The sequence below is a fragment of the Psychrobacter pasteurii genome, assembly GCF_900162815.1.
GTDB lineage: Bacteria > Pseudomonadota > Gammaproteobacteria > Pseudomonadales > Moraxellaceae > Psychrobacter > Psychrobacter pasteurii.
The window spans coordinates 17,285-39,983 of sequence record NZ_FUGD01000045.1 but is presented as its reverse complement, the minus strand read 5'-3'; the positions used below and the strand labels follow the sequence as shown (position 1 = coordinate 39,983).

The 22,699-nt window shown below is 42.9% G+C and carries 20 protein-coding genes and 1 pseudogene; 3 read left to right on the top strand and 18 right to left on the bottom strand.

What is annotated here, in order from left to right:
- From A1232T_RS02090 to A1232T_RS02055, 8 genes are all read right to left on the bottom strand, one after another.
- The coding region (locus A1232T_RS02090) for an FAD-binding oxidoreductase (RefSeq protein WP_143513936.1) at positions 1 to 687 on the bottom strand (687 nt) is incomplete at its 3' end.
- Positions 688 to 831: 144 nt separating this feature from the next.
- On the bottom strand, positions 832 to 2,118 hold the full coding sequence (gene amaA, locus A1232T_RS02085; RefSeq protein WP_077447819.1) for an L-pipecolate oxidase: 1,287 nt from the start codon (positions 2,116 to 2,118) through the stop codon (positions 832 to 834).
- 29 nt (positions 2,119 to 2,147) lie between these two features.
- Positions 2,148 to 3,608, bottom strand: a complete 1,461-nt coding sequence (gene nhaC / locus A1232T_RS02080; RefSeq protein WP_077447818.1) for a Na+/H+ antiporter NhaC — start codon at positions 3,606 to 3,608, stop codon at positions 2,148 to 2,150.
- 298 nt (positions 3,609 to 3,906) lie between these two features.
- Complete coding sequence (gene amaB, locus A1232T_RS02075) at positions 3,907 to 5,397, bottom strand: L-piperidine-6-carboxylate dehydrogenase (protein WP_077447817.1); 1,491 nt, start codon at positions 5,395 to 5,397, stop codon at positions 3,907 to 3,909.
- A gap of 190 nt (positions 5,398 to 5,587) precedes the next feature.
- Positions 5,588 to 6,976, bottom strand: a complete 1,389-nt coding sequence (gene hglS / locus A1232T_RS02070; RefSeq protein WP_077447816.1) for a 2-oxoadipate dioxygenase/decarboxylase HglS — start codon at positions 6,974 to 6,976, stop codon at positions 5,588 to 5,590.
- Between the two features lie 75 nt (positions 6,977 to 7,051).
- Entirely contained in the window at positions 7,052 to 8,323 is a 1,272-nt protein-coding gene (locus A1232T_RS02065) for a 2-aminoadipate transaminase (RefSeq protein ID WP_077447815.1), read from the bottom strand.
- 128 nt (positions 8,324 to 8,451) lie between these two features.
- Positions 8,452 to 9,387, bottom strand: a complete 936-nt coding sequence (locus A1232T_RS02060; protein ID WP_077447814.1) for a LysR substrate-binding domain-containing protein — start codon at positions 9,385 to 9,387, stop codon at positions 8,452 to 8,454.
- Positions 9,388 to 9,476: 89 nt separating this feature from the next.
- A complete protein-coding gene (locus A1232T_RS02055) occupies positions 9,477 to 10,451 on the bottom strand; it encodes a TauD/TfdA family dioxygenase (RefSeq protein ID WP_077447813.1) in 975 nt (324 codons plus the stop codon).
- Between the two features lie 223 nt (positions 10,452 to 10,674).
- Between A1232T_RS02055 and A1232T_RS02050 the strand changes: the two genes are divergently transcribed.
- Positions 10,675 to 11,673, top strand: coding sequence for a diaminopimelate dehydrogenase (locus A1232T_RS02050; RefSeq protein ID WP_077447812.1), 999 nt, complete (start codon positions 10,675 to 10,677; stop codon positions 11,671 to 11,673).
- A gap of 547 nt (positions 11,674 to 12,220) precedes the next feature.
- Positions 12,221 to 12,916, top strand: coding sequence for a leucine-rich repeat domain-containing protein (locus tag A1232T_RS02045; RefSeq protein WP_077447811.1), 696 nt, complete (start codon positions 12,221 to 12,223; stop codon positions 12,914 to 12,916).
- A 156-nt stretch (positions 12,917 to 13,072) separates the two neighbouring features.
- On the opposite strand, the gene A1232T_RS02040 is transcribed toward A1232T_RS02045, so the two are convergent.
- The 4 genes from A1232T_RS02040 to tnpB all read right to left on the bottom strand — a co-directional run bounded on the left by A1232T_RS02040 (position 13,073) and on the right by tnpB (position 16,074).
- Positions 13,073 to 13,717: a glutathione S-transferase gene (locus A1232T_RS02040; RefSeq protein WP_077447810.1), complete on the bottom strand. Its 645-nt coding sequence runs from the start codon at positions 13,715 to 13,717 to the stop codon at positions 13,073 to 13,075.
- Positions 13,718 to 13,801: 84 nt separating this feature from the next.
- Positions 13,802 to 14,209, bottom strand: a complete 408-nt coding sequence (arsC, locus tag A1232T_RS02035) for an arsenate reductase (glutaredoxin) (RefSeq protein ID WP_077447809.1) — start codon at positions 14,207 to 14,209, stop codon at positions 13,802 to 13,804.
- Positions 14,210 to 14,359: 150 nt separating this feature from the next.
- A complete protein-coding gene (locus A1232T_RS02030) occupies positions 14,360 to 14,743 on the bottom strand; it encodes a TehB family protein (RefSeq protein WP_077447808.1) in 384 nt (127 codons plus the stop codon).
- A 164-nt stretch (positions 14,744 to 14,907) separates the two neighbouring features.
- The gene (tnpB, locus tag A1232T_RS02025) at positions 14,908 to 16,074 is read right to left on the bottom strand and encodes an IS200/IS605 family element RNA-guided endonuclease TnpB (protein WP_244152339.1); all 1,167 of its coding nucleotides are present in this window, start codon (positions 16,072 to 16,074) and stop codon (positions 14,908 to 14,910) included.
- Between the two features lie 63 nt (positions 16,075 to 16,137).
- Here tnpB and tnpA point away from each other — a divergent pair.
- Positions 16,138 to 16,506: pseudogene (gene tnpA / locus A1232T_RS02020) on the top strand (IS200/IS605 family transposase); the annotation flags it as partial.
- 95 nt (positions 16,507 to 16,601) lie between these two features.
- Here the strand turns inward: tnpA and A1232T_RS02015 are convergent.
- From A1232T_RS02015 to narH, 6 genes are all read right to left on the bottom strand, one after another.
- Positions 16,602 to 17,057, bottom strand: coding sequence for a hemerythrin domain-containing protein (locus tag A1232T_RS02015; RefSeq protein ID WP_077447807.1), 456 nt, complete (start codon positions 17,055 to 17,057; stop codon positions 16,602 to 16,604).
- Positions 17,058 to 17,120: 63 nt separating this feature from the next.
- Positions 17,121 to 18,074, bottom strand: a complete 954-nt coding sequence (locus A1232T_RS02010; protein ID WP_077447806.1) for a peptidylprolyl isomerase — start codon at positions 18,072 to 18,074, stop codon at positions 17,121 to 17,123.
- A 113-nt stretch (positions 18,075 to 18,187) separates the two neighbouring features.
- Positions 18,188 to 19,369 (bottom strand): globin domain-containing protein, encoded by a 1,182-nt coding sequence (locus A1232T_RS02005; RefSeq protein ID WP_077447805.1) that lies wholly within the window; start codon positions 19,367 to 19,369, stop codon positions 18,188 to 18,190.
- Positions 19,370 to 19,541: 172 nt separating this feature from the next.
- Positions 19,542 to 20,267, bottom strand: coding sequence for a respiratory nitrate reductase subunit gamma (gene narI / locus A1232T_RS02000; RefSeq protein ID WP_077447804.1), 726 nt, complete (start codon positions 20,265 to 20,267; stop codon positions 19,542 to 19,544).
- Between the two features lie 13 nt (positions 20,268 to 20,280).
- Complete coding sequence (gene narJ / locus A1232T_RS01995; RefSeq protein ID WP_077447803.1) at positions 20,281 to 21,126, bottom strand: nitrate reductase molybdenum cofactor assembly chaperone; 846 nt, start codon at positions 21,124 to 21,126, stop codon at positions 20,281 to 20,283.
- A gap of 1 nt (position 21,127) precedes the next feature.
- The gene (gene narH, locus A1232T_RS01990) at positions 21,128 to 22,666 is read right to left on the bottom strand and encodes a nitrate reductase subunit beta (RefSeq protein WP_077447802.1); all 1,539 of its coding nucleotides are present in this window, start codon (positions 22,664 to 22,666) and stop codon (positions 21,128 to 21,130) included.
- Positions 22,667 to 22,699 lie beyond the last annotated feature (33 nt).

Genomic DNA, 22,699 nt, shown 5'->3' with positions numbered 1-22,699 from the left:
GTCCTGTGGCGCGCGCTCAAGCTTCATCTGAGCTTTAGTGACAATACCTAACGTACCTTCTGCACCGATAAATAAATGACGTAAATCATAACCGGTAGCGTTTTTAATCATACCGCGGTTCAGCTGTAAGATATCGCCTTTACCAGTAACAACAGTCAAACCCAGTACCCAATTACGGGTCATGCCATAACGAATGACTTTAATACCACCCGCATTGGTGCCGATGTTACCGCCAATTTGACTTGAGCCTGCTGAAGCAAAATCAACGGGATAATACAAACCTTTGTCTTCAGCAAACTGCTGTAACTGCTCGGTAATCACACCGGCTTCAATTTCAACCATTCTGTCGGCTGGATAAAACTCACCGATTTTATTCATCTTATCTAGGCTAATCACAATTTCACCATTATTGGCCACAGCACCTGCTGACAAACCAGTGCGACCCCCGCTTGGCGTCACAACAATGTTGTGTTCATTGGCAAGCTTAATTACTGATTGCACTTGCTCGGTTGATTTTGGAAATACAACCGCACAAGGTGCTGGAGCAAAGTGTTTGGTCCAGTCTTTCCCCCAGTGCTCTAGGCTTTCGCTGTCTGTTTTGATTTGACTGTCATCAAAGCCGTGAGTACTGGTTAGGCTGGTGAGTAATGTCTGGAGGATATCGGTATCAATGGCCACTTGAGTCATAATTTAAACTGCCCTCATTATGCTTTATAAATTTATTATATTTTAGAAAAAGAAATAGAAGCTAAAAACCCTATTGAACTAAGGATCTAAGATAGCTTCTATATTTAAAAAATTACTGATAAAACCTACTATTAAGTCAGCTGACTAACGGATGATTCGCATACACTGTCCTAGATGATACAAAGAGATCCCCATTTCAGTCAGACTAGAGCGCATGCCTTGATAGGGTATTTTCTCCTCTTCAATATCTTTAAAAGGAAGCGGTATCGTATTGCGGTCACCACTCAAGATATAATCGGCAAAGCACTTACCCATCATCGTTCCCGTAGTGATGCCCCTACCATTGTAAGCACAGGCAGCTAAGATGCTGTCATCAATCTCAAACACTCTAAACACATGATCTTGAGTAAATCCAAACTGCCCTACCCATTCATATTGCCATTCAAACTTAGGCAAATCTGGGTAATAGTGCTTTTGGATCACATTAGCCCAAGATTGATAAAAAGCTCTTGGCTTCATCTTTTTACCGCCAACGGTCCCTAGTAGCAATCTATTGTCTTTGTCGCGGCGCATACTAGATAAGGCGGTACGGGTATCCCAAGCCCCTGTTCTGTAAGGTAGAATCTTATCAGCAGCAAGCCCTGACAAAGGCTCAGAGGCAATCTGATAATACTCGACCAAATAGAAGGTTTTGGCAATCTCGGTCCATTCCCCTTGGGTATAAGCGTTGGTTGCGACAATGATTTTTTCAGCATGAACACTGCCATTATCAGTTCTCACGTACCAACCACCCTCTGATTTCTCAACAGAGTTTACCATCGAGTTCTCATATATGGTGACACCTAGAGATTTGGCTGCTTTCGCTAGTCCATTGACATAAGCCAGTGGGTTGATCGTTCCTGCACGATGGTCAAGAAGGGCCTTATTAATCTTAGTGGTGCCACAGTATTCATGGCACTTATCCCCTGTCAATAACTCAACATTGGCACCAAGCTCGGTAAGCTGCTGATAACGAATATCAACATCTTCTTCACCAGTGGCATTGTGTGCCATATGAATATTACCTGTTCGCGTATCTTGAGCATCAATATTGTATTTATCAATCATCTCAAATACGTAGCTTGGAGCCAGTCCAAGCTCTTTCGTCAAACGGGTACCGACCTCTTCACCTAAGATGTCATTCAAGTCGCTTGGGCGTGACCAAGTGCCGGCGTTTACGAAACCAACACTACGTCCTGAGCCCCCACTACCAATATTATTGGATTCTAAAACAACAACATTAACCCCTTTTTCAGCAAGATGAATGGCTGCTGATAGACCGGTATAACCGCCGCCTATAATACAAACCTGGGTGCTCTCATCTCCCTGTAGTGACTCAAAGCTGTCGCCTTCTGGTGCAATAATATTCCATAAACATTGTTCTTGTAACATCTCGATAACTCCTCAACCCATGCTACCTTCTAGCTCATAACCACAGATGACTCTTCATTGATTTCAGCTTCTGTGCTTGGCGCTTCACGAGGAATGAACTTATCAAGAGCCAACCACAGCAGACCAAATAAAGGAGACAACCAACAAGCGAAAGCAAAAGGTGCGTAAGTCAACGTCGCGATACCCAGCGTGGCTGCGACAAAGCTACCCCCCATATTCCATGGGATAAGTGGCGATAGTAAGGTACCGCAGTCTTCAATAGAGCGCGTTAAGGTAGTGCGCTTATAACCCATTTCTTTATATTTGCCTTGTAGCAAACGACCAGGCAGAACACAGGTTGTATACACGTCACCAATAATAGTACCGACCCCTAACACACTGCCGTAGCTTGATAAAACCAGACCAAAACGGGTTTTAATAACCTTATCTAGCTTGGCCATAATCGCTTTAAGCGTACCGTAGTGTTCTAGTGATCCAATGAAAGCCAAAGCAAAGATGGTTAAGGTAATAACCCAGGTCATCGACATGACCCCGCCTTTACTTAATAACTGGTCAACAACTTCAAACCCAGTTTCACTTTTGAAACCATTTTGTAGAACGTTGAAAACATCGTGGATACCAACGCCTTGCATAATCACAGCAATCACTGCAGCAACCACTACCCCACTTAAAACCGTTGGAATAGCTGGCATTTTCATAACCGCTGCAGCAACAACCACAACCGCAGGCAATAGGGTAATGATGCTCAAGTTGTAGTTACTTGCTAAGCTGTCTTGGATAGCCTGAATAGAAGACAAATCAGCAGAATCGGCGCTGTATCCCATACCAATCCAAGCATAGATACCAAGTGCAGTAATCATAGCGGGGACAGTAGTTGGCAATAGGCCTCTGATGTGCTCCCATAAATCAACACCGGCAGCAGCAGGCGTTAAGTTGGTGGTATCCGATAAAGGCGACATTTTGTCCCCAAAGAAAGCACCTGAAACGATTGCACCACCAACAAAGTGAGCAGGAATACCCAGTCCTAGACCAATACCCATCATAGCCAGACCAACCGTACCAACCGTTCCCCACGAAGTACCTGTGGCCACAGAAATAATGGCACAAATGACACACACCGAAACTAGGAATGAGGACGGGCTAAAAATACCAAAGCCGTAATAAAGAATGGTTGGTACTGTCCCTGCGATAATCCAGGCACCGATTAACATACCAACGCCCATTAGGATAATCATGGCAGGTAGACCAATTTTAATTACTTTTAAAAACCTCTCTTCCATACCGCCCCATCCACGGCCACGCATTTTCATAAATAATGCTGTGATCAAGATACCGCAGGCTAAAGGAATGTGTGGTGTAAAGTCTTTAAAAACAAAAAACTGAACCATTAAAATAATAGAGGTGAGAACCAGTGGAGCGATATCTAAAATAAAGCTCGACGAAGCTGGATATCCATCTTTTGATGGATTTGTAGGTTTTTCTGTCATCATAATATTTACCTATCCATAGTAATATTTGCCACATCCATGGCTTAAACCACCAACAAACTATAAATATTTATTAATACTAATATTTAATAATAGTTAATAATTGACGGTCACTTAATAAAGGGCAATAAACCTTATTGCCCCACAAAACATTTATCTAACAAATGAACGAACTTGGGGTGTCTTCTAAGCAGGCCCACTTCCAAACCGTTTTATAAAAGGTTTTGGAAAATAAGCCGCTTAGAAGAGCATCAGAAATGAGCTGACTTAGCTTGAGAACTAAGCTAACTTAAAAACTAACCTAGTTGAAGTTAATACCTTGAGCTAACGGCAGCTCAGTTGAGTAGTTGATGGTATTGGTCTGACGACGCATGTAGTTTTTCCAAGCATCTGAACCTGATTCACGACCACCGCCGGTTTCTTTTTCACCACCGAAGGCACCACCAATTTCCGCACCACTGGTACCAATGTTGACGTTGGCAATACCACAGTCACTACCGCTGTCGCTTAAGAACTGCTCTGCTTCACGGATGTCATTGGTAAAGATACAAGAAGATAGGCCTTGTGGTACATCGTTTTGCATCTCTAGCGCTTCATCAAAGTCTTTGTAAGTCATCACGTATAAGATAGGTGCGAATGTCTCGTTGCGGACCACATCGTTTTGCTCATCCATTTCAACAATGGCAGGCTTCACGTAATACGCTTCTGGATACTCGCTATCTAACACACGCTCACCGCCAGTGACTTTACCGCCAGATTTTTTGGCATTATCAAGCGATTTTTGCATGTTATCGAAGCTGTCTTGGTCAATTAGAGGACCTACTAGGTTGCCTTCAAGCGGATGACCGATGCTGACATTTTCATAAGCGGCTTTGACGCGTGGTAGGATTTCATCTTTTACTGACTCATGCACAATCAGGCGACGCAGGGTCGTACAGCGCTGACCTGCAGTACCCACTGCTGAGAATAAAATACCACGTAGAGCAAGCTCTAAGTCAGCACTTGGCGTTAGGATCATAGCGTTGTTGCCGCCCAGCTCTAGTAACGACTTACCAAAACGATTGGCCACTTTTGGACCCACGATTTGACCCATTCGGGTACTACCCGTTGCACTAACTAAGGCCACGCCTTTGTTCTCAACCAACGCATTACCTACCTCTGCTTCACCCAGAAGTACTTGTGATAGATGCTCTGGTGCACCCTCAAATTTGGCAAGTGCTTTTTCAAATAAGGCTTGGCAAGCCAGCGCAGTTAGTGGTGTCTTCTCTGAAGGTTTCCAGATGACTGGGTTACCACAGACGATAGCCAGCGCTGTATTCCATGACCAAACCGCAACTGGGAAGTTAAATGCCGAAATCACACCAATAACTCCTAGCGGATGCCAAGTCTCACGCATGTGGTGACCTGGACGCTCTGAGGCGATGGTTAGACCATATAGCTGACGTGACAGACCCACTGCGAAGTCACAGATATCAATCATCTCTTGAACTTCACCTAGGCCCTCTTCTTTGATTTTACCGGCTTCATAAGAGACCAATGCGCCCAAATCTTCTTTATGCTCACGCAGCACTTCACCCAATAGACGAATTAATTCGCCTCGTTTTGGAGCAGGCACAGTGCGCCATTCTTTGAACGCTTTTTTGGCATTTGAAACTTGAGTCTCTACATCAGAGACTTGATGAAGGGTGACTTTACCGATAACTGACCCATCGATTGGGGTCTTTACTTCAAAGTTACCATTTTGATACAGGCTCTCTTCAACGCCCATAGCTGACATGTATTGCTTAATCATAACTGCTCCTTCGTTAATTATAATTGAATTCCTTTGCACACTATCAATCTACCCAACTCACCGCTGGGTTGCAAAATAAAAATTTTCTTGCTGCCATTCCCTTTTGGAATGGCATTTAAAACACTTAAGAATAACTAAATCAGACTCTGCTAATGGCTTAACTAATAACTTATAAGTCTGAGAAAAACGCTTAGCTAACAAGTTGTAGCGTGTCTAAACAACGCTCTAAACTTTGCTCTTGAAGTTTACGATACAGTTCAAGCTCATCATAAACAGGTCTACCTAAAGCTTTTTCAAAGTCAGCTTGGTTTGAATTGCCTTGGTAACTGCTTTGCTTATCTTCTTTTAAATTCGATTGGAAGATGCCCGCTGCACTCACCGGTAAGAAGTCTTCATAAACAATCGGCTCTATACGTAACACGCCTTGATTAACAAGCTCGTTAGCCTGCTGCGTTGATACTGAATCCGTGACTGCATCTTCATTTAATTGATAATAAAAATACGCCAAGTCCTGCTCATGCAAACTATGATAATTATCTGGAAAGGCCTCAAACTCTTGCGACAGCAGCTGATAATATTTATCTGCATTACTGGCGTTTGGGGTCGCACCAAGCTTGGCACGCGCCGCATTTAGTAGCTCGTCATATAAAGCACGGCCTTTTGGGGTCAACGCAACACCGCGCTGCTCAATCTCACCAAAGCGGGCGGTGTGAGTCCCAGCGACAGTTTCTCCTGTCTCTCGTGTAAAATTAACCGCCTCTTCTAACGCCTTAAAGCTGGTTTGACGTAGCAGAATCGGGCAATTACGGCGTGGCGGACCTTCGATAATATCTTTGGGCGGAATATTACGCTGACTCATGCCTTTTTGAACCGAGTCAATATCTAAGGTTCTGGGCGTTAAATGGTTAATATGCGGACCTTTAAAGCCAACAATATCGGCAATCAAACCGTGCTGACTTAATAGCTGGTCATATAGCGACTTACTAATTGGCGAGGTTTCATGCCAGCGGAACGTCTCTAGCGCCTCACGCACAAACTCCTCACCCTGATCTGAGGTTAGACCGCCCTGCTTTTCAAACGTTTCAATCAGCTCAATAGCCCTATCAGTAAAGATATTTCTATTCTCTAGCGCTTGCTTAGCTTTACTGCGCAGCGATTCATCTTCAATCAGCTCTAATCTCAGAAGAGAAGTAAATACTCGAAATGGACTGATATTTAAGGCTTCGGTACTCACCGCACGAAACGCTGTAGAATGCACCGGCACGCCTGCTGGTGTTAAATCATAGTAGCCGACTGGAAACATGCCCATCACTGCAAACAAACGGCGCATGGTTTCAAGCTCTTCAGCCGTACCTAAGCGAATTGCGCCATGTCTTTCTGCCCCCAACCTATCTAATTCACCGGTATTGATCAGCTGCTGCTTAATCTCAGGTTGCTGCTGCATCACCGACTCATTAACCTCATTTACCAGCTCTATCAGCTCGGTATATAAAGGCACTTCCTTTTGGTACATCGTCGACATGGCTTGGGAGAACTGATGTCGAATCTCATCGGTTTTCATAAAGTCTACTACTGTCATAATGGTCACCTTAATGGTTTAACTTAGTGTGTTGTTTGAATTTTTTATTTGGCTTTATGTTTGATTGGCACCTTATTAAACTTCTGCCAACTCATCAGGTAGAGCGCTGAGCACCTGTTTTAAAATATCCAGCCCTTGTTGTAATAGTTCAGGCTCAATGGTCAAAGGCGGCAATAAACGGATGATGTGGCGATACTTACCACTTGGCATCAGCAGTAGGCCCTTATCACGAGCTTCTGATAATATTTTGGTCATAATCTCAGGTGAGGTGCCGTGTTTTGGGTGACGCAGTTCAATACCACGCATTGCCCCAATGCCGGTTAGCTTGTGTAACCAGTTAGACACGCCTTCAGCTTTCCAACTCTCAAAATTGCTGACTAACGTTTGCTCATACGCTTTGGCAGAATCCCAAACCGACCCTTCCTCCATAATATCTAATGTGGCGTTGGCTGCCGCACAGGCCACAGGGTTGCCTGAATAAGTCCCTCCCAAACTGCCTTTAGGCAGTCCATTCATAACTGAATCTTTACCAATAACCGCACCCAAAGGTAGACCGCCAGCGATGCTCTTGCCCAGTAGAATTAAATCAGGTTCAATCTCTAAATGAGTAAAGGCAAAAGGTATGCCAGTGCGACCAAAGCCAGATTGAATTTCATCCATAATCAGTAAGATGCCATGCTTATCGCAGAAGGCTCGTAAGTATTGTGCAAAGCTTTTGGACATCATCTGAAAACCGCCCTCGCCCTGCACCGGCTCCATAATGATGGCTCCGATGTTATTGATATCGGTTTCGACCGTGCTGATACGATCTAACGCCTCAATGGCCTGCTGATCGCTGATGCCATTATCTGGGCTTGGAAAAGGAATGTGATACACGCTACCGGCTAGAGGACCGAGACCCGTTTTGTAAGGAGCGACTTTGCCATTGAGGTTCACCGCGGCCAAAGTGCGCCCATGAAAACCGCCGTCAAAGGCAATAACCCCAACGCGGCCTGTTTTGATACGAGTGATTTTTAGGGCATTCTCAGTAGCTTCTGCACCGCAGTTGGTGAGCATGCCTGAGAGAGGGCTATTTATAGGAATGAGCTCACAAAGCCGTGGCATCAGCGTTTGATACGGCTGATGACCGGCGGCATTGTAAGCATAGTGAATAAGATTGCTGGCTTGCTGATGAATGGCATCAACAATTTTGGGGTGACAATGGCCAAAGTTTAAAACACCGATACCGCCCACAAAATCAATGTAGCGCTTATCGTCCTTGTCCCAAACGACTGCGTTTTTTCCTTTGATGAGGGTGAGCGGATGCACCATAGTAAAGGCATCGGTCACATTGTATAAGTTGGTCATAAACGTCTCATATCTTCCATGATTGATACGTTCATTTCACCAAAAGCACGAATAACAGGCAAACGAATAAAAGTTGAGCAACTATTCCTTTTTTTATGGCAGCATTTAAATCATTGATAGAACTGGTTTTAATTTCTATTAACTCGGTCCATATACTCAAATACCCACTTAATGACTGCCCGAACTTTTTGACTATTGCCCAAAGTCAGGGGATAGGTGACGTAATAAGCGCTTTTGGTTTTGGCATAATAATCATCGGCTTGTATCAATGCCCCGCTGTTAATCTCTGGGGTTACCAAAATCCGTGGTACCAGTGCCACGCCATAACCTAACAAGGCTGCTGAAATGCAGGAATGAAAGGTATCAAATCTTGGCCCAACAAAGGTGCCTTCCACATGAAGCTGTTGCTGCTTAAAGTAATCGTACCAAGCACTCAGTCGTGAATTCAGGTGTAACAAGGTACAACCTGCCAGCTTGTGATTATCCTCAGCATCCACTGCCTTGATGTGTTTATCATAATAATCAGGGCTGCATACAGCGATGCAATATTCTTCTAACAGCTTGACCGACTCCATGCCTGTCCAGACCCCATCGCCATATAAAAAAGCGACATCTGTATCATGATCCTCATTAAAAAACGGCCCTTCTTGCTCTTTGATATCTAAATTAATCGAAGGATATTCGTCATTAAAACCGGCTAAAGCAGGAATCAGCCAGCGCGCACAAAAGGTAGGATGTGCGGATAACTTTAACGTCTCTCCGTTGTCCACATGTGACATCAACGAGACAGTAGCGCTTTCAATCGAGCTTAAGATATTAAATACTTCTAGATAATAACGCTTACCTGCCGGCGTTAAAGAGATGCGTTGAGAGGTTCTATAAAACAAGGAAATATTGAGCATATCCTCAAGCTGAGCGACTTGCTTACTCACCGCACTTTGAGTCATATACAGCTCTTGGGCAGCCCCAGTAAAGCTCAGCAACCGCGCTGCCGCTTCAAAGCATTGCAGCGCAGTTGTTGAGGGGTACTTTCTAAATCTAAGAGAATCCACAGGTTGTTTCATTCCATTAATACATCTTTATAAGCGCTTCTTCCGAGTTGAAGCTAAGTTCCTGGTTTTTAAAAAGTGATTTATGCACTGCCCTAATTTAATTACAACGTATAGCCATTTTTCCCTGGGAAGTCTGGCGCAAGCGTTCTGGCATTAGGAACTTTTAGCCACAATCTAACCAACTTACGTCTTCTGTCTTTTTCAGGGTAATCTTCAAACGATTGTCTTGAGTGCATTACCACATAGTTATTACACAGCTGAATATCTCCAGGCTCAAGCATCATGTCCAATCTGTACTCTGGACGATGGCTTATTTCATCAAAGATATCTAGCGCATCGATTTGCACCCGAGACATAGGAATATTCATAATCTCATGTCCGGTTTCAATGTATTTTCTTAGATAGCGACATGCCAGCTTGCCATCCCAGTAGCTAAACATTGGCGTTAACGCTGGGCCGTCTTTTCCTAGATGATTTAAATAGGCTGGATGATAGTAATAGGCCAGATACTCAGGATATTCTTCCAAAATGGTGTTATACACAGCAGAAAAGCTTACCAAACTACTCTCGCCACCTTTCATGGCTTTACGAATAGAAAGTAGCCCGACCACATCTGATAAATCTGCATGAAACGGCAGGTTTTCATTGGTCTGATACACTCGCGTCTGCTTATCATTGGCATCGCCAACATTTTCTACAAAGCCTAAAAGCTGACGCTCTTTGTTTTGAATAACAGGAATCCCCAAATACAGGCCTAAAATATAATAAATATCTGTTAAATCTTGTTCGTTATAAACAGAAACATCCAGGCCTTTTATCACAACGAAGCCATAACCATTCTCTAATTCCTCGGATACCTCTTCTACTAAGGTTAAAAAGGCGGCATCATCAATGGGAACGTCACTTTTCTCAAAGTTTGGGGCTTGTAAATTTTTTGCTTGAATGCTCTTAAGAGCGCTATCTAGAACAGATATCAAATGCTGATCTAATCTTACTATCCAATCGTTTTTATCCGCGATATCCTTGCCTTTCCAGGCGCACTTATCCGTGATTGGGGTTGTTAGCATTGTATCCATACGTTGTCTCCATTGTGAAAAAAAATCCCATTGTAGCTACAGGGTGAATGATTAAACAAGATTTAGCTTTTGAAATCGCTACAGTATCTTAGTACCTTTATCCTCCTAGCTCAACCAAGTACAGCTCTGATATAATCAAAAAGGTTAAAATTACTAATGTATTTTAGTGCAATTTACCGCACACTTTACGACTTAAAATGTATTACTTAAAAGGCCAATCATAATGACACAACCAGTAATCAAAGTTGCCATCGCCGGTTATGGTAACCTAGGTCGCGGTGCCCAAGCCGCTATTAATCAAAGCCCAGACATGAAGTTGGTCGGCGTATTCAGTCGCCGTGATCCCGCTTCAGTCACCTTGATTGACAATAGCGTGCCTGTGTACTCAATGGACGATATTGCACAATATAAAGATGAGATAGACGTGCTGATTTTATGCGGTGGCTCTAAGTCAGACTTACCTGAACAAGGGCCAAAGCTTGCAGGGCTATTTAACATCGTTGACAGCTTCGATACACATGCCAAAATTCCTGAGTACTTTGAGTCGCTAGATACTCCTGCTAAGCAAGCAGGCAAAGTGGCCTTATTGTCTGTGGGCTGGGATCCTGGTCTATTTTCTATCAACCGCTTATACGGTGAAGCCATCTTACCCGTTGGTGAGACTTATACCTTCTGGGGTAAAGGCCTAAGCCAAGGGCACTCAGATGCAGTGCGCCGCGTGGATGGGGTTAAGTCAGGCGTACAATATACCCTACCTTCAGAATCTGCTATGGAACGAGTCCGTAGCGGTGAGCAGCCTACCCTAAGCACCCGTGAGAAGCACACTCGCGAATGTTATGTGGTACTAGAAGATGGGGCTGATGAAGAGACCGTACGCAATGCTATTGTGACCATGCCTGATTACTTCGCCGACTATGACACCACAGTACACTTCATTGACCAACAAACCTTTGACCGTGATCATCAAAAGATGCCTCATGGCGGCTTTGTCATTCGCAGTGGTGTTAGTGGTACCGAAAACGAGAAGAATAATCAAACCATCGAATTTTCGTTAAAACTAGGCAGCAACCCAGAGTTTACCTCTAGCGTTCTAGTGGCCTATGCCCGCGCCGTTCATAAGATGAATTTAGCGGGTGAAACTGGCGCAAAAACCGTCTTTGATGTAGCCCCTGGTTTATTATCCCCTAAGTCTCCAGCCCAGCTACGTAAAGAGTTACTGTAATTTCTATGAGCTTATTTTTAGGCTATTAGAATCCTTTAAAAACTCTCAAAAGTTATAGTCAAAAGCCCCGATAGCTACTATCAGGGCTTTTTTAGGGCTCATTTAAAACATGAATAAAATTCATCTTATTTTATTTTTGACAAATTATAAATGAGTTGATATGATAAAAAAACATCGTGGGTTTATGGCTACTTCCAGCGCGATGAAAAACAAAGACTGGTAAAACGCACAACTCCTTTTTGCTCTGTAAGGTGACTGTGTCGTTTTTTATTTGGCACAGACAGAGCACTAGGAGATTTTTTATGTCTAAAATTAGTCACTCAACTTCTATCGCATCGATATTACCTTCCCTCCTTTTTAGAAGTAACCCTTTTAAAAACTACAATTATCCTAAGGCTTTATGTCGTTTAGGAGGTGTTTTCACGTCTGTTTTTTCTGACACTCCTTTATATCATTTTAATTATTCAGTTTTACGTGCTGGTCCTCAAGCACTGTAAAAACTTAACGATTTTCACCTAATCTAATAAAGACGCTAAAGGAAAGTATTATGAAAACTGACAACACCACTGACAATCAAAACACTCAAGTTGAAGACTGGATACAAGAGATTTGGGACTGGGCAGATACCAATAATGTACCTAACTCTATGATTCCCCGTGACCCAGAGTCCCTACCCCACATAAAAACGCTTGATATCTTTTTTGGTCAGTCTATCACCTACAAAGAAGGTGTTAGAAAGGTTGAGCGTAGCGCATTTAACACCTTACCGAAGGCGATAGTCAATCTAAAAAAGCTAAAATATCTAAGACTGGTTGGGGTGGATACAAAGCATTTACCAACTAACTTTGGTCAATTAGATAGCTTGCAAACGCTAGTATTTTTACACCCTAGCTTTGCTGAGCTTCCTGAGAGTGTTTGTGACCTCAAAAACTTAAAATCACTGAATATCTTTTCAAGGCAGTTGCAGAAACTGCCAGATAATTTCGGTAATTTGTCAGCTCTTGAGAGCTTTGATATGCGAGGTACTAAGGTGCAACATTTGCCAGAGTCTATTGGTAATTTACATCGGCTGCAAAGCATTGAGCTTTATTCCAATGATTTAAGAGCCTTACCCGAAAGCCTAATAGGTTTAAGAAATTTAGAGCAGGTTAAAATTGCTGGGAGTCCGCATTTACAGTTGTCAGAAAACATGCGGCATTTCTTGAAAGATTTGGGCGGCGAGTTAATTCCCCCAAAATCTTAATGTCACAAACTGTTAGCTCAATTAGCTTAAAATCTTTATGAAAACACTATTTTCAACCTTTAATAAGAAGCCGCCTAAATTTAGGCGGCTTCTTATTTGTAACTTAAATTGCTTCTCAATTGAGATTAACCGACTCGACTACCCTACTTTCCTACTTTAACTCCCAAAGACTACCAACTCATCGCCTTCTTCCCAAGGTTTAAACTTAGTCATTGCTTGCACAAATAGAGGGTGCTCAAGCCAATCTTGTAACCACCGCTGTAGGTTAGGATAAGGTAGATTATAGAAAACCTCACGGTCGACATGAGCAAACTGCCGCACAAATGGCATAACACCAATATCCGCAACACTGATCTCATTACCTAGCAAGTAGCGGTGTTGACTAAGTAAAGCCTCTAGCTGCTGTAAAAAGATTTCACCTTTTTGTCTATAGTCCGCTTGAGACATTTGTGGATGACGATCAGCGTATTTATAACGATCGAGCCAGTATTTAAACTCGTTGTCATTTTGGTCAATTAACTCATCCCCTTGAGTTCTTAATGCCTCATCTAGCAAGTTTTGAGGATCATTTTGCTCAAGCGCCCACACCATGATTTCTCGGCTTTCTTCAATAATGCTACCATCCATCAGTTGCAATACAGGCACAGTACCTTTAGGACTGATGGCAAGCATTTGTGGGGGTTTATTTTTTAATACAACCTCCCGCAGTTCAACTTGTTGCTGGGCAAACAATATGCCAAGGCGAGCACGCATGGCATAAGGACAGCGGCGAAAAGAATACAGACAAGGGTAAGAAGGCATAAGTATTTGAGGCTCAATAAAACGGTGAGTTTAGAGTTTAAGAGTTAACCTTTTGATTACTGCAATGATAAGAACACAACAGCACTAAGCATTAGGATTAACAATAACCTCACCATTTTCTTTGGTAAACTCAGCCACAGGATTGGCTAATACTTCAAATATACGCTCTAAAGGACGACACAGCACAGCCCCTTTCTCCGTCACGACAATCGGACGATTAATTAAAATTGGATTATCAATCATGGCGTCAATGAGCTTATCATCACTAACCTCAGGATTGTCTAATCCGAGCTCAGTAAACACCGCTTCTTTGCTACGCATAAGCTCACGTGGCGACATTTGCATCTTATTTAATAGCTCAATCAAATACTCACGGCTCGGTGGTGTTTTTAGATACTCCACCACCTCTGGAGTCTCCCCTGACGCTTTTATAAGCGCCAAAGCATTACGTGACGTGCTGCATCTTGGGTTATGAAAAATAGTGGTAGTCATAAAAGTATCCTTGTTCTTATTGATAGAGGAAATCATCGATTAGGTTAGCATATAAAATAGCGTCCACTTAATCAATGACCTCCTCGTATCAAGTCACTAGGGTCTATCTTTTGACTTTTGACCTTTGTGCTTTGCTGTTATAACTACTTTCTAGCGATCTGTATCTTCAAATAAATTCTCTATCGGCTGATTATGAATCTTGGATTGCTGCATCACCTTACTGCCCTCATGATCCTTTTCGGACCAAAAGTTGATATTAAACTGAGCATCCTCACTTAATTCAACACGGTGCCAGTACTGCGGCGGACTCACTGCAAACTCGCCAGCGTTAATAACGATTCTTTTTTCAGGCTCAGTCGCTTGCTCATCAGCAAAACCATAAAAAATGACAGTACCCTGCATCACACAAATTTGCCCATAGATACCTTCGGCAGTATTGTGATGGGTTAATAATGAAGGTGGAATGTTGTCTTTGGTAAAAAATGGTGTGGAGCGTTTCACTCTCCAGTGACTTGGAATGACAATATGGCTCATGTTATTTCCTTACTATTATAGTTAGAGATTGACCTACTCCCACCACCAAACCTAGCGGTTATGGTGGGGGAATCTTTGCGACCCATAGTAACTTCAATCTAGGATTGTGTCACCACCTTTCGCCATGCCACCTACGCTGATAGGTATAGGCATGGAGGAACTCTTTACACAGTAGCAAGTCCTGCTACATCAGCTAACGCCTGTTGGCGTATATTATTGCTTGCATTGATATCACGGTCATGCTGTGTTTGACAGCTAGGACACGTCCAATGACGCACCGATAACGGCAGACTGTCTAATTTGTGATGACAATGCGAACAAATTTTACTACTGGCAAAGAACCGATTTACCTTTAGGATATTCTTACCATACCAATTCGCCTTGTAAGTAAGCAGGGTAACAAACTGTCCCCAGCCAACATCATTAATGGCTTTGGCAAGTTTACGGTTCTTTACCATATTTTTCACACCTAAATCTTCAATCGCATAACTGGTCGCTTGGTTTTCGCAAATCAGTTTATACGTGACTTTATGGTGTAAGTCTAAGCGCTGGTTACGTACTTTTTCATGAATACGAGCAACCGTTAATTTTTGTTTTTGATAGTTTTTACTTTGTTTTTGTTTACGGGCAAAGATTTTTTGCTGTGCAGAAAGTCTTTGACTGGCTTTGGCTAAATGTTTTGGGTTATCAAACTTGCTACCGTCTGATAAGTTAAGTAAGTGGCGGATGCCTAAATCAATACCCACAGTCAAGCTAGGCTCTATTGTGGTTGATGTCGGCAGTGCTTCACCATTATCAACTAGTACGCTTGCATAGTATTTGCCTGTTGCTGTCTTACTAATCGTTACTGTCTTAACCCTGCCCTCAAACTCACGGCTAAATACGGTCTTAATACCCTTTATTTTAGGTAGGTTGATCATGCCTTGCTCAAAGTTTACGGTGCAGTGTTGGGGGCATTGATAACTTCGCTGTGGGATTTTTTTAGATTTAAAACGTGGAAACTTAGCCTGACCTTTGAAGAAGTTGGTAAAGGCGGTATGCACATTGAGCAAAGCATTTAGTAATGACTGGCTGTTAACTTCACTAAGCCATGCAAATCTAGCTTTCTTTTTCTTTTTCACTAAATGGCTTTGAATTTTAGTGCGTGATAAAGATTTACCAAACATGGCGTAGTAGCGTTTTTGCAAAGCCAACGCCCAATTGAACACAAAACGGCTACAGCCAAAGTGCTTTTCGATAAGCACCTGCTGTTCACGATTTGGGTAAATGCGATATTTATAGGCTTTGAGCATGGCTTGGAAGTCGTCTTTAATAGAGATATAACCTAGCATCACTTCTATTTGATATCAATTATGAGTAAGTAATTAAAATCCCATGACAACAGTGTTTATAAACTAATTTATCATTTAGTGTTAGTCACGAAAAACGGTAGAAAATGCTTTACTGGGGCTATGCTTGATAGGCTAAAAGAAATCATAACTGACCTTTGTTAAAAATGGGAGGTTGAGCTGTTAGAGTTCAACGAAGAAGCGGACCATGTGCATTTACTGCTTGATATGCACCCCAATATCATGCCAAATAAGTTTATCAATAATCTAAAAACAGTAACTAGCCGACTGATGAGAAAAGAATTTGCAGAACATTTGGCAGAGTTTTACTGGAAGCCTGTACTTTGGACTAGAGCATATTGTTTGCTGCGCACTGGCGGTGCTACCATTGATACAATTAGGCAATATATCGAAAAACAAGAACGTCCTGACTAGCTCTCCCGTGCTGACATCTCCACCTAAATCAAAGATTATAGGTGGAGAATTACGCACGATAAGTTAAATTAACGACTTCCTGTCGGGGTTCTAGCTTATCGGTTCTCTTCTTCGCGCTTAACATTTTTGGAGCTGGCATCATAAATAGCTTGTAGCTCTTGCTCAGACAAAATTTGTTGAGCCAGTGGAAACAGTTCACGTTCTTCAAAACGAATATGATCATACAACACACTGCCGAGTTCCTGCACTTGAGCAGCGCTAAGGCTTTGTGACTCGATAAGTTGGTATAATTTATTGTGCTGATCCGCTATTTGATCGATAACCTCTGCTACTTGAGGGTGGCTGTATCGATAAGGCTCAAGCTTAGCCAGCATTAAATCATCTTCCACTTTAAAGTGGTTGGTCATATTTTTATTAATATAGTCTGTCAAAGCGGTCCAATGTTTGGCAATTTCTTCAACATCATTGGCGCACTCTTTGGCATGGCGGGAGATAACCAATCCTTGGTGATGCTCCCGAGATAATGGCTGGAGTTGAGCAGCTCGTTTCATAATAGTTCCTTATTATTATGTCTTTATCAAAATATATTCAAGGGCAGCTATTTAACTATTATCCTACCCTCGGTATACATTCTCTTGAGACAGCTCCATTTGAATGCCGTCAATATCTGCTTGCTCAGCAAGAACATATAGATAATCACATAGCCCATGATGGAAAGCTTGCTGCGCCAGTTTATTAGCGATGGCAGGTTTAGCTTGCAAGTATTCAAGCTGAACGCCCGGCTGCTTATCCATCACATCGACTATATGAAAGCCATAACGGGTTTCAACAGGACTTGGTGCCAACCCTTCATCCATAGTAAATACTACGGACTCAAACTGAGGCACTGTCTGACCTTGGCTAAGTACACCCAGCTCTCCGCCCTGCTCTTTTGAGGGGCAAGCTGAATACTGACGAGCGAATTCAATAAATTCAGCACTTGGATTGTTGCTGTTTTTGATTTGCTCAATCAGCTCGTACGCTTGTTTTTTACGTGCTAAGCGCTCTTCGCCATCTTCAGGAAGACTGGCTAACAAGATATGACGTACCGACATAATTGGAGCAGTTTTATAGTCAGATTTGTTTTGCTCGTAGTAACGCTCACAGACCTCATTTTCAGGAGTGGCTGCATTTACGTTTTTATCAATCAAGTCTGAAATGGCTTGTTCTTCATTACTATCCCAAGCCTCTTGACCAAGTGCCTCATCATTAAGTACAGCATCCTTTAATAGTTCACGTACTACCAAGGCTTGAGTCGCTAGGAACAAAGCATCTTCTTTGGTGGGTGCTGGATGATACTGTAGCTCTTGTGCAATGGCCTGTTTGTCAATCATGACACCATTGACGTAAACACTTGGCAACTCTTCGCGACTAGAAGCAATTAAATTTTTATGATTGCTACGTTCCTCCGCCAATGCTTTTTCAATAAACTCTTGGTCAGAATGTGGTTTCTTTAGATCATCTGAGGTCGGCATAATGCGAATATTATCATCAGCGACTTGTCTTGGATCATAGGTCATTGCCGTCATGTTTTACTCCATTAAGTCATACTCCACTATAAAGCCAATTCAAAAAAATCAGTAAGCTTTATAGTGGTTTTGCTTTAGCAAAAGCGTATTAATGACTTCTTAACGTAAATAGTTTAACCAGCACTTAGGCTCATTTTTGGACCAAAGGGCTCGTAGTGAATGTAGTCGTTACTGTGCTCTAAAGCGGCTAACCCATCGATCATACTGTCCATAAATATCATGGAGCCACAGACATAGACATCTGCTGGGTTAGGTAGGGTTTTTAGCCACTCTTCGTTTAACAACTGATTGCTTTCAAAGTAGAACGTGCTTTTTTGTACCTGTTCTGCTTGCTCTAATAAAGCATTAACCCGACCATCAAAAGCGTGGAAATCTTGGTTTTGACAAGCATAGGCCCAAATAATAGGACGCTTTGGATTAGCTTTAACTTGTGCTTCAAGCATGGCAAGTACAGGGGTTACACCCACGCCAGCACTGATTAGTACCAATGGGATATCATTTTGTTCAATCAGTGATTGGTTTAATTTAAAATCACCAGCAGGGGCTGATAACAATAGGGTATCGCCTACTTTAACCTTATCGTGTAAATGATTAGATACCAATCCGCGGTGCTCATTTTTGTTGTCACGGCGTACAGCGAACTTTAGACCTTCACTACTATCGACTGAATACAATGAGTAGTGTCTTAATGCGATATGATCACTGTCCTCAGGATCTGTTTTAACCGTAATGTACTGACCTGCTGTCAATGGTAGGCGGCTAACATCAAAGCTATTGTCTTCAGGTTGTACTGTGAAAGCTGCGATATCAGAACCTGTGATTTCTTTTTTGATAACTTTAAAAGGTATAAAGCCTGACCACATGGCCTCTTGATACATATCTGCTTCAACTTTGATAAACACCGAAGCAATCTCATCATAGGCCTCAGCCCAAGCGTTGATAATCTCATCGGTTGCCGCATCGCCAAGCACCTCTTTGATAGCGCCTAATAGATGTTTGCCGACAATGGGATAGTGCTCAGGTTTAATTTGTAAGGCACGGTGCTTATGGCCTATTTGCATCACTTGCGGTAGCAACACTTCTAATTGCTCTAAGTGCTTTGCAGCCGCTAAAACAGTGGTTGCCAAAGCGCTTTGCTGATGTCCTAGCTTTTGGTTGGTTTCGTTAAAAATATCCAACAGCTCAGGGTGCTCGGCAAACATATTTTGATAAAACACCGTTGTAATCTGAGTGCCGTGTGTTTCAAGGACAGGAACCGTTTGTTTAACAACAGCTAGTGTTTGTGGTGATGCCATTTTTACTTCCTTAGTGATTGCCTATCAGTAATAAGTTGCAGCAATCATGATTGATGGGATAGAAAATTGCAGCGTTGGCTACAATGAAAGCTATTTTATCATAACATTCATATAAAATGAATCTTATAAATCTACCCCACCAATCTTCGTTGTATCACTTTTGTGAGACTTTCTACTGCGATTGTTTTTGTCTAACAATCTGATAACGGCGGCCCAAATACCACACTGGTGCACTGATGATATGAATCAAACGTGTGAACGGGAAAATCATAATCAGCGTAATACCCAGTGCCATATGCAGCTGATAAATCAGGTCAGCTTGTTCGATACGAGCTGCGGCATGCCAAGGCCTTAAGATAGTAATATCTTGTGCCCAGCCTGCTAGATTCATCATGGTTAAGCCGTCCAGATGCTGCATAGAGGTGAAGATTGAAATTAGCCCCAAGTTCAATTGTATAAACAGCAGTATCAACACCAACTTATCACTAAAAGAGGAGGTGTTTGAGATGCGATCATCCGTAAAACGACGCCACATCAGCATCACCATACCTACCCAACACACCGCCCCAGCAATACCCCCTACCACGACGGCCAATATTTGCTTATGACCTGCACTAATAAACGGTTCATAAATAAAGTGCGGCGTTAACATACCAAAGAAGTGACCAAGTAAAACGACGATAATACCGACGTGAAATAAGTTACTTGCTAAACGCATGTTTTTGTTACGTAGCATTTGTGATGAGCCGGTCTTCCACGAGTATTGTGACAAGTCAAAACGCGCCCAAGTACCCACAATAGCGACCACTAAGGCGATGTATGGGTAGATGCCAAATAAAAATATTTGTAGCCAGCTTAGGTTGGCTAAAGACTGTACACTAGGATCTGCAATATTCATGTCCTCTCTCTCCTTAAGGCTGTTTAACCGATTTCGGTTTATCGAAATCTACCCAATGCACAGGGGCATCGACTTGTTTTGGTGGCATCACATTGCGGTCTATCGCAATACCTTTTGCAAGGTTATGAGTGCTTGATGGGCAGCGTTCTTCTTGCTGCGCCCCTAAGAAATCAACCACTTCTTCTTCCCACTCTTGGTCAAGGGCTTCAAAAGTATCGTCACGCTGCTCTTGTTGCACTTGCTCCTCTAATGCATCAACTGGATCCAGTGGCTTGCCAGCTATTTGTAGCAGTGCGTTAAAACAACCTTCATACAAACTGTCTCTATCTTTAAGCCTTGCTGCAAGCATCGCGATAATGTGACTGACATCAGCGATATCCATACGAACTTGAATCTCATCGCCAGTCTCTGCGGCTTGATATGCTAAGAACTCTAAATACATAGGCAGATAGTCAGGCAGCTCTTTTAGCCCAATTTCAAAACCAGCTTCTTCATATTGGCCCATCAAATCCACCATGGCCTGACCTCGGTCACGAGACTCGCCATGTACATGCTCAAAAAGCCATAATGATAAAGAACGGCCACGCTCAAAAAGACCATCGTAACGGGCTTGAGCTTCTAAGCTACCAATCTCAACCATGTCATCGATCAAATCGATGATTTGTTGACGTACCTCAGGACTCATTAGAGGTGAGCTGCTAACTATCTGTTTGCAGATTGTTAGAGTTTCGCCTTCAAATAGCTCATTGGTAGGATAGTCAATCAGCAAGCTTAATACTTTTAAAACCTTCATATCTGAATCGCCAATCACTGGCATATCTGATGCTTTCGCCTTTACTTGTTGAGTTAGCGTTGTCATCCTACACCTCCCACTTTTGAACAGTGTCAATGAAGTCACGGCGAGTGGCTTTTTTCTGACCAAACATGCTGACATCATTACTACCTGAGCAGCCTTCACCGAAGGTGAACCCACAACCATTACGCTCAGCAAACGCATCGCTCATTGCCTCTTCACGGTGCGCGGTTGGGATAACAAAACGATCTTCATAATCAGCGATAGCAAGGTAGCGGTACATCTCTTCCACTTGTAGCTTGGTTAAGCCCACATCGTCTAAGATACTTTGTACTTCTTGCTTCTCGACCAATTGCATACGCTTATAGCTACGCATAGCCAATAGGCGTTTTAGTGCCATGCGTACCGGCTCTTCATCACCAGCAGTTAGCATGTTAGCCAAATAACGTAGTGGAATACGTAAGCTGTCTACATCTGGGATTAGACCGTCCATGCCCACTTTGCCCGCTTCTGCAGCGTTTTGGATTGGTGATAAAGGCGGTACATACCAAACCATTGGTAAGGTGCGGTATTCTGGATGTAACGGCAGTGCCAGTTTCCAATCCATCGCCAGCTTATAAACAGGAGATTTCTGCGCCGCATCGATGACAGACTGAGGGACACCATCTTTTAAAGCTTGCGCAATTACTTTTGGGTCATTTGGATCTAAAAACACATCCAATTGCGCTTGATATAAGTCTTGCTCGTTTGGTGTTGCAGCCGCTTCTGCAATCTTATCGGCATCATATAAAAGCACGCCAAGATAGCGAATACGGCCAACACAGGTTTCAGAACATACCGTTGGCATGCCCGCTTCAATACGTGGATAACAGAATATACATTTTTCAGATTTACCCGATTTCCAGTTATAGTAAATCTTCTTGTATGGGCAGCCTGAGATACACATACGCCAGCCGCGGCATTTATCTTGGTCAATCAGTACAATGCCATCTTCTTCACGCTTATAAATCGCACCACTTGGGCAAGACGCCACACAGGTTGGGTTTAGGCAGTGCTCGCATAGACGTGGCAGATACATCATGAAGGTGTTTTCATACTCGCCATAGATGTCTGCTTGCACGTTGTCGAAGTTTTTATCACGGCGACGCTTTTCAAACTCTGACCCTAAAATTTCCTCCCAGTTAGGGCCCCACTCGATTTTCTGCATACGCTTGCCGGTAATGGCAGAGCGCGGACGAGCAATCGGTTGGTGATTACTAATGGGTGCGGTTTGAAGGTGCTGATAATCAAAATCAAACGGCTCGTAGTAATCGTCAATCTCTGGTAAATCTGGGTTAGCGAAGATGTTCGCTAACACTCTGAATTTACCACCGATACGCGGGTTAATCGTGCCATTGGCATTACGAATCCAGCCGCCTTTCCATTTGTTTTGATTCTCCCAGTCTTTGGGATAACCAATACCCGGCTTTGACTCAACGTTGTTAAACCATGCGTATTCCATACCTTCACGGCTGGTCCAAACGTTTTTACAGGTAACTGAGCAGGTGTGACAACCGATACATTTATCGAGGTTAAGCACCATGCCTACTTGTGATCTGATTTTCATGGGGGTGTGCTCCAAATTAAAGTGTTTAAGGTT

Coding starts and splice junctions, on each gene's coding strand:
- amaA (WP_077447819.1), bottom strand. CDS start 2,118: ATGTTACAAGAACAATGTTTATGGAATATTATTGCACCAGAAGGCGAC.
- nhaC (WP_077447818.1), bottom strand. CDS start 3,608: ATGATGACAGAAAAACCTACAAATCCATCAAAAGATGGATATCCAGCT.
- amaB (WP_077447817.1), bottom strand. CDS start 5,397: ATGATTAAGCAATACATGTCAGCTATGGGCGTTGAAGAGAGCCTGTAT.
- hglS (WP_077447816.1), bottom strand. CDS start 6,976: ATGACAGTAGTAGACTTTATGAAAACCGATGAGATTCGACATCAGTTC.
- A1232T_RS02065 (WP_077447815.1), bottom strand. CDS start 8,323: ATGACCAACTTATACAATGTGACCGATGCCTTTACTATGGTGCATCCG.
- A1232T_RS02060 (WP_077447814.1), bottom strand. CDS start 9,387: ATGAAACAACCTGTGGATTCTCTTAGATTTAGAAAGTACCCCTCAACA.
- A1232T_RS02055 (WP_077447813.1), bottom strand. CDS start 10,451: ATGGATACAATGCTAACAACCCCAATCACGGATAAGTGCGCCTGGAAA.
- A1232T_RS02050 (WP_077447812.1), top strand. CDS start 10,675: ATGACACAACCAGTAATCAAAGTTGCCATCGCCGGTTATGGTAACCTA.
- A1232T_RS02045 (WP_077447811.1), top strand. CDS start 12,221: ATGAAAACTGACAACACCACTGACAATCAAAACACTCAAGTTGAAGAC.
- A1232T_RS02040 (WP_077447810.1), bottom strand. CDS start 13,717: ATGCCTTCTTACCCTTGTCTGTATTCTTTTCGCCGCTGTCCTTATGCC.
- arsC (WP_077447809.1), bottom strand. CDS start 14,209: ATGACTACCACTATTTTTCATAACCCAAGATGCAGCACGTCACGTAAT.
- A1232T_RS02030 (WP_077447808.1), bottom strand. CDS start 14,743: ATGAGCCATATTGTCATTCCAAGTCACTGGAGAGTGAAACGCTCCACA.
- tnpB (WP_244152339.1), bottom strand. CDS start 16,074: ATGCTAGGTTATATCTCTATTAAAGACGACTTCCAAGCCATGCTCAAA.
- A1232T_RS02015 (WP_077447807.1), bottom strand. CDS start 17,057: ATGAAACGAGCTGCTCAACTCCAGCCATTATCTCGGGAGCATCACCAA.
- A1232T_RS02010 (WP_077447806.1), bottom strand. CDS start 18,074: ATGACGGCAATGACCTATGATCCAAGACAAGTCGCTGATGATAATATT.
- A1232T_RS02005 (WP_077447805.1), bottom strand. CDS start 19,369: ATGGCATCACCACAAACACTAGCTGTTGTTAAACAAACGGTTCCTGTC.
- narI (WP_077447804.1), bottom strand. CDS start 20,267: ATGAATATTGCAGATCCTAGTGTACAGTCTTTAGCCAACCTAAGCTGG.
- narJ (WP_077447803.1), bottom strand. CDS start 21,126: ATGACAACGCTAACTCAACAAGTAAAGGCGAAAGCATCAGATATGCCA.
- narH (WP_077447802.1), bottom strand. CDS start 22,666: ATGAAAATCAGATCACAAGTAGGCATGGTGCTTAACCTCGATAAATGT.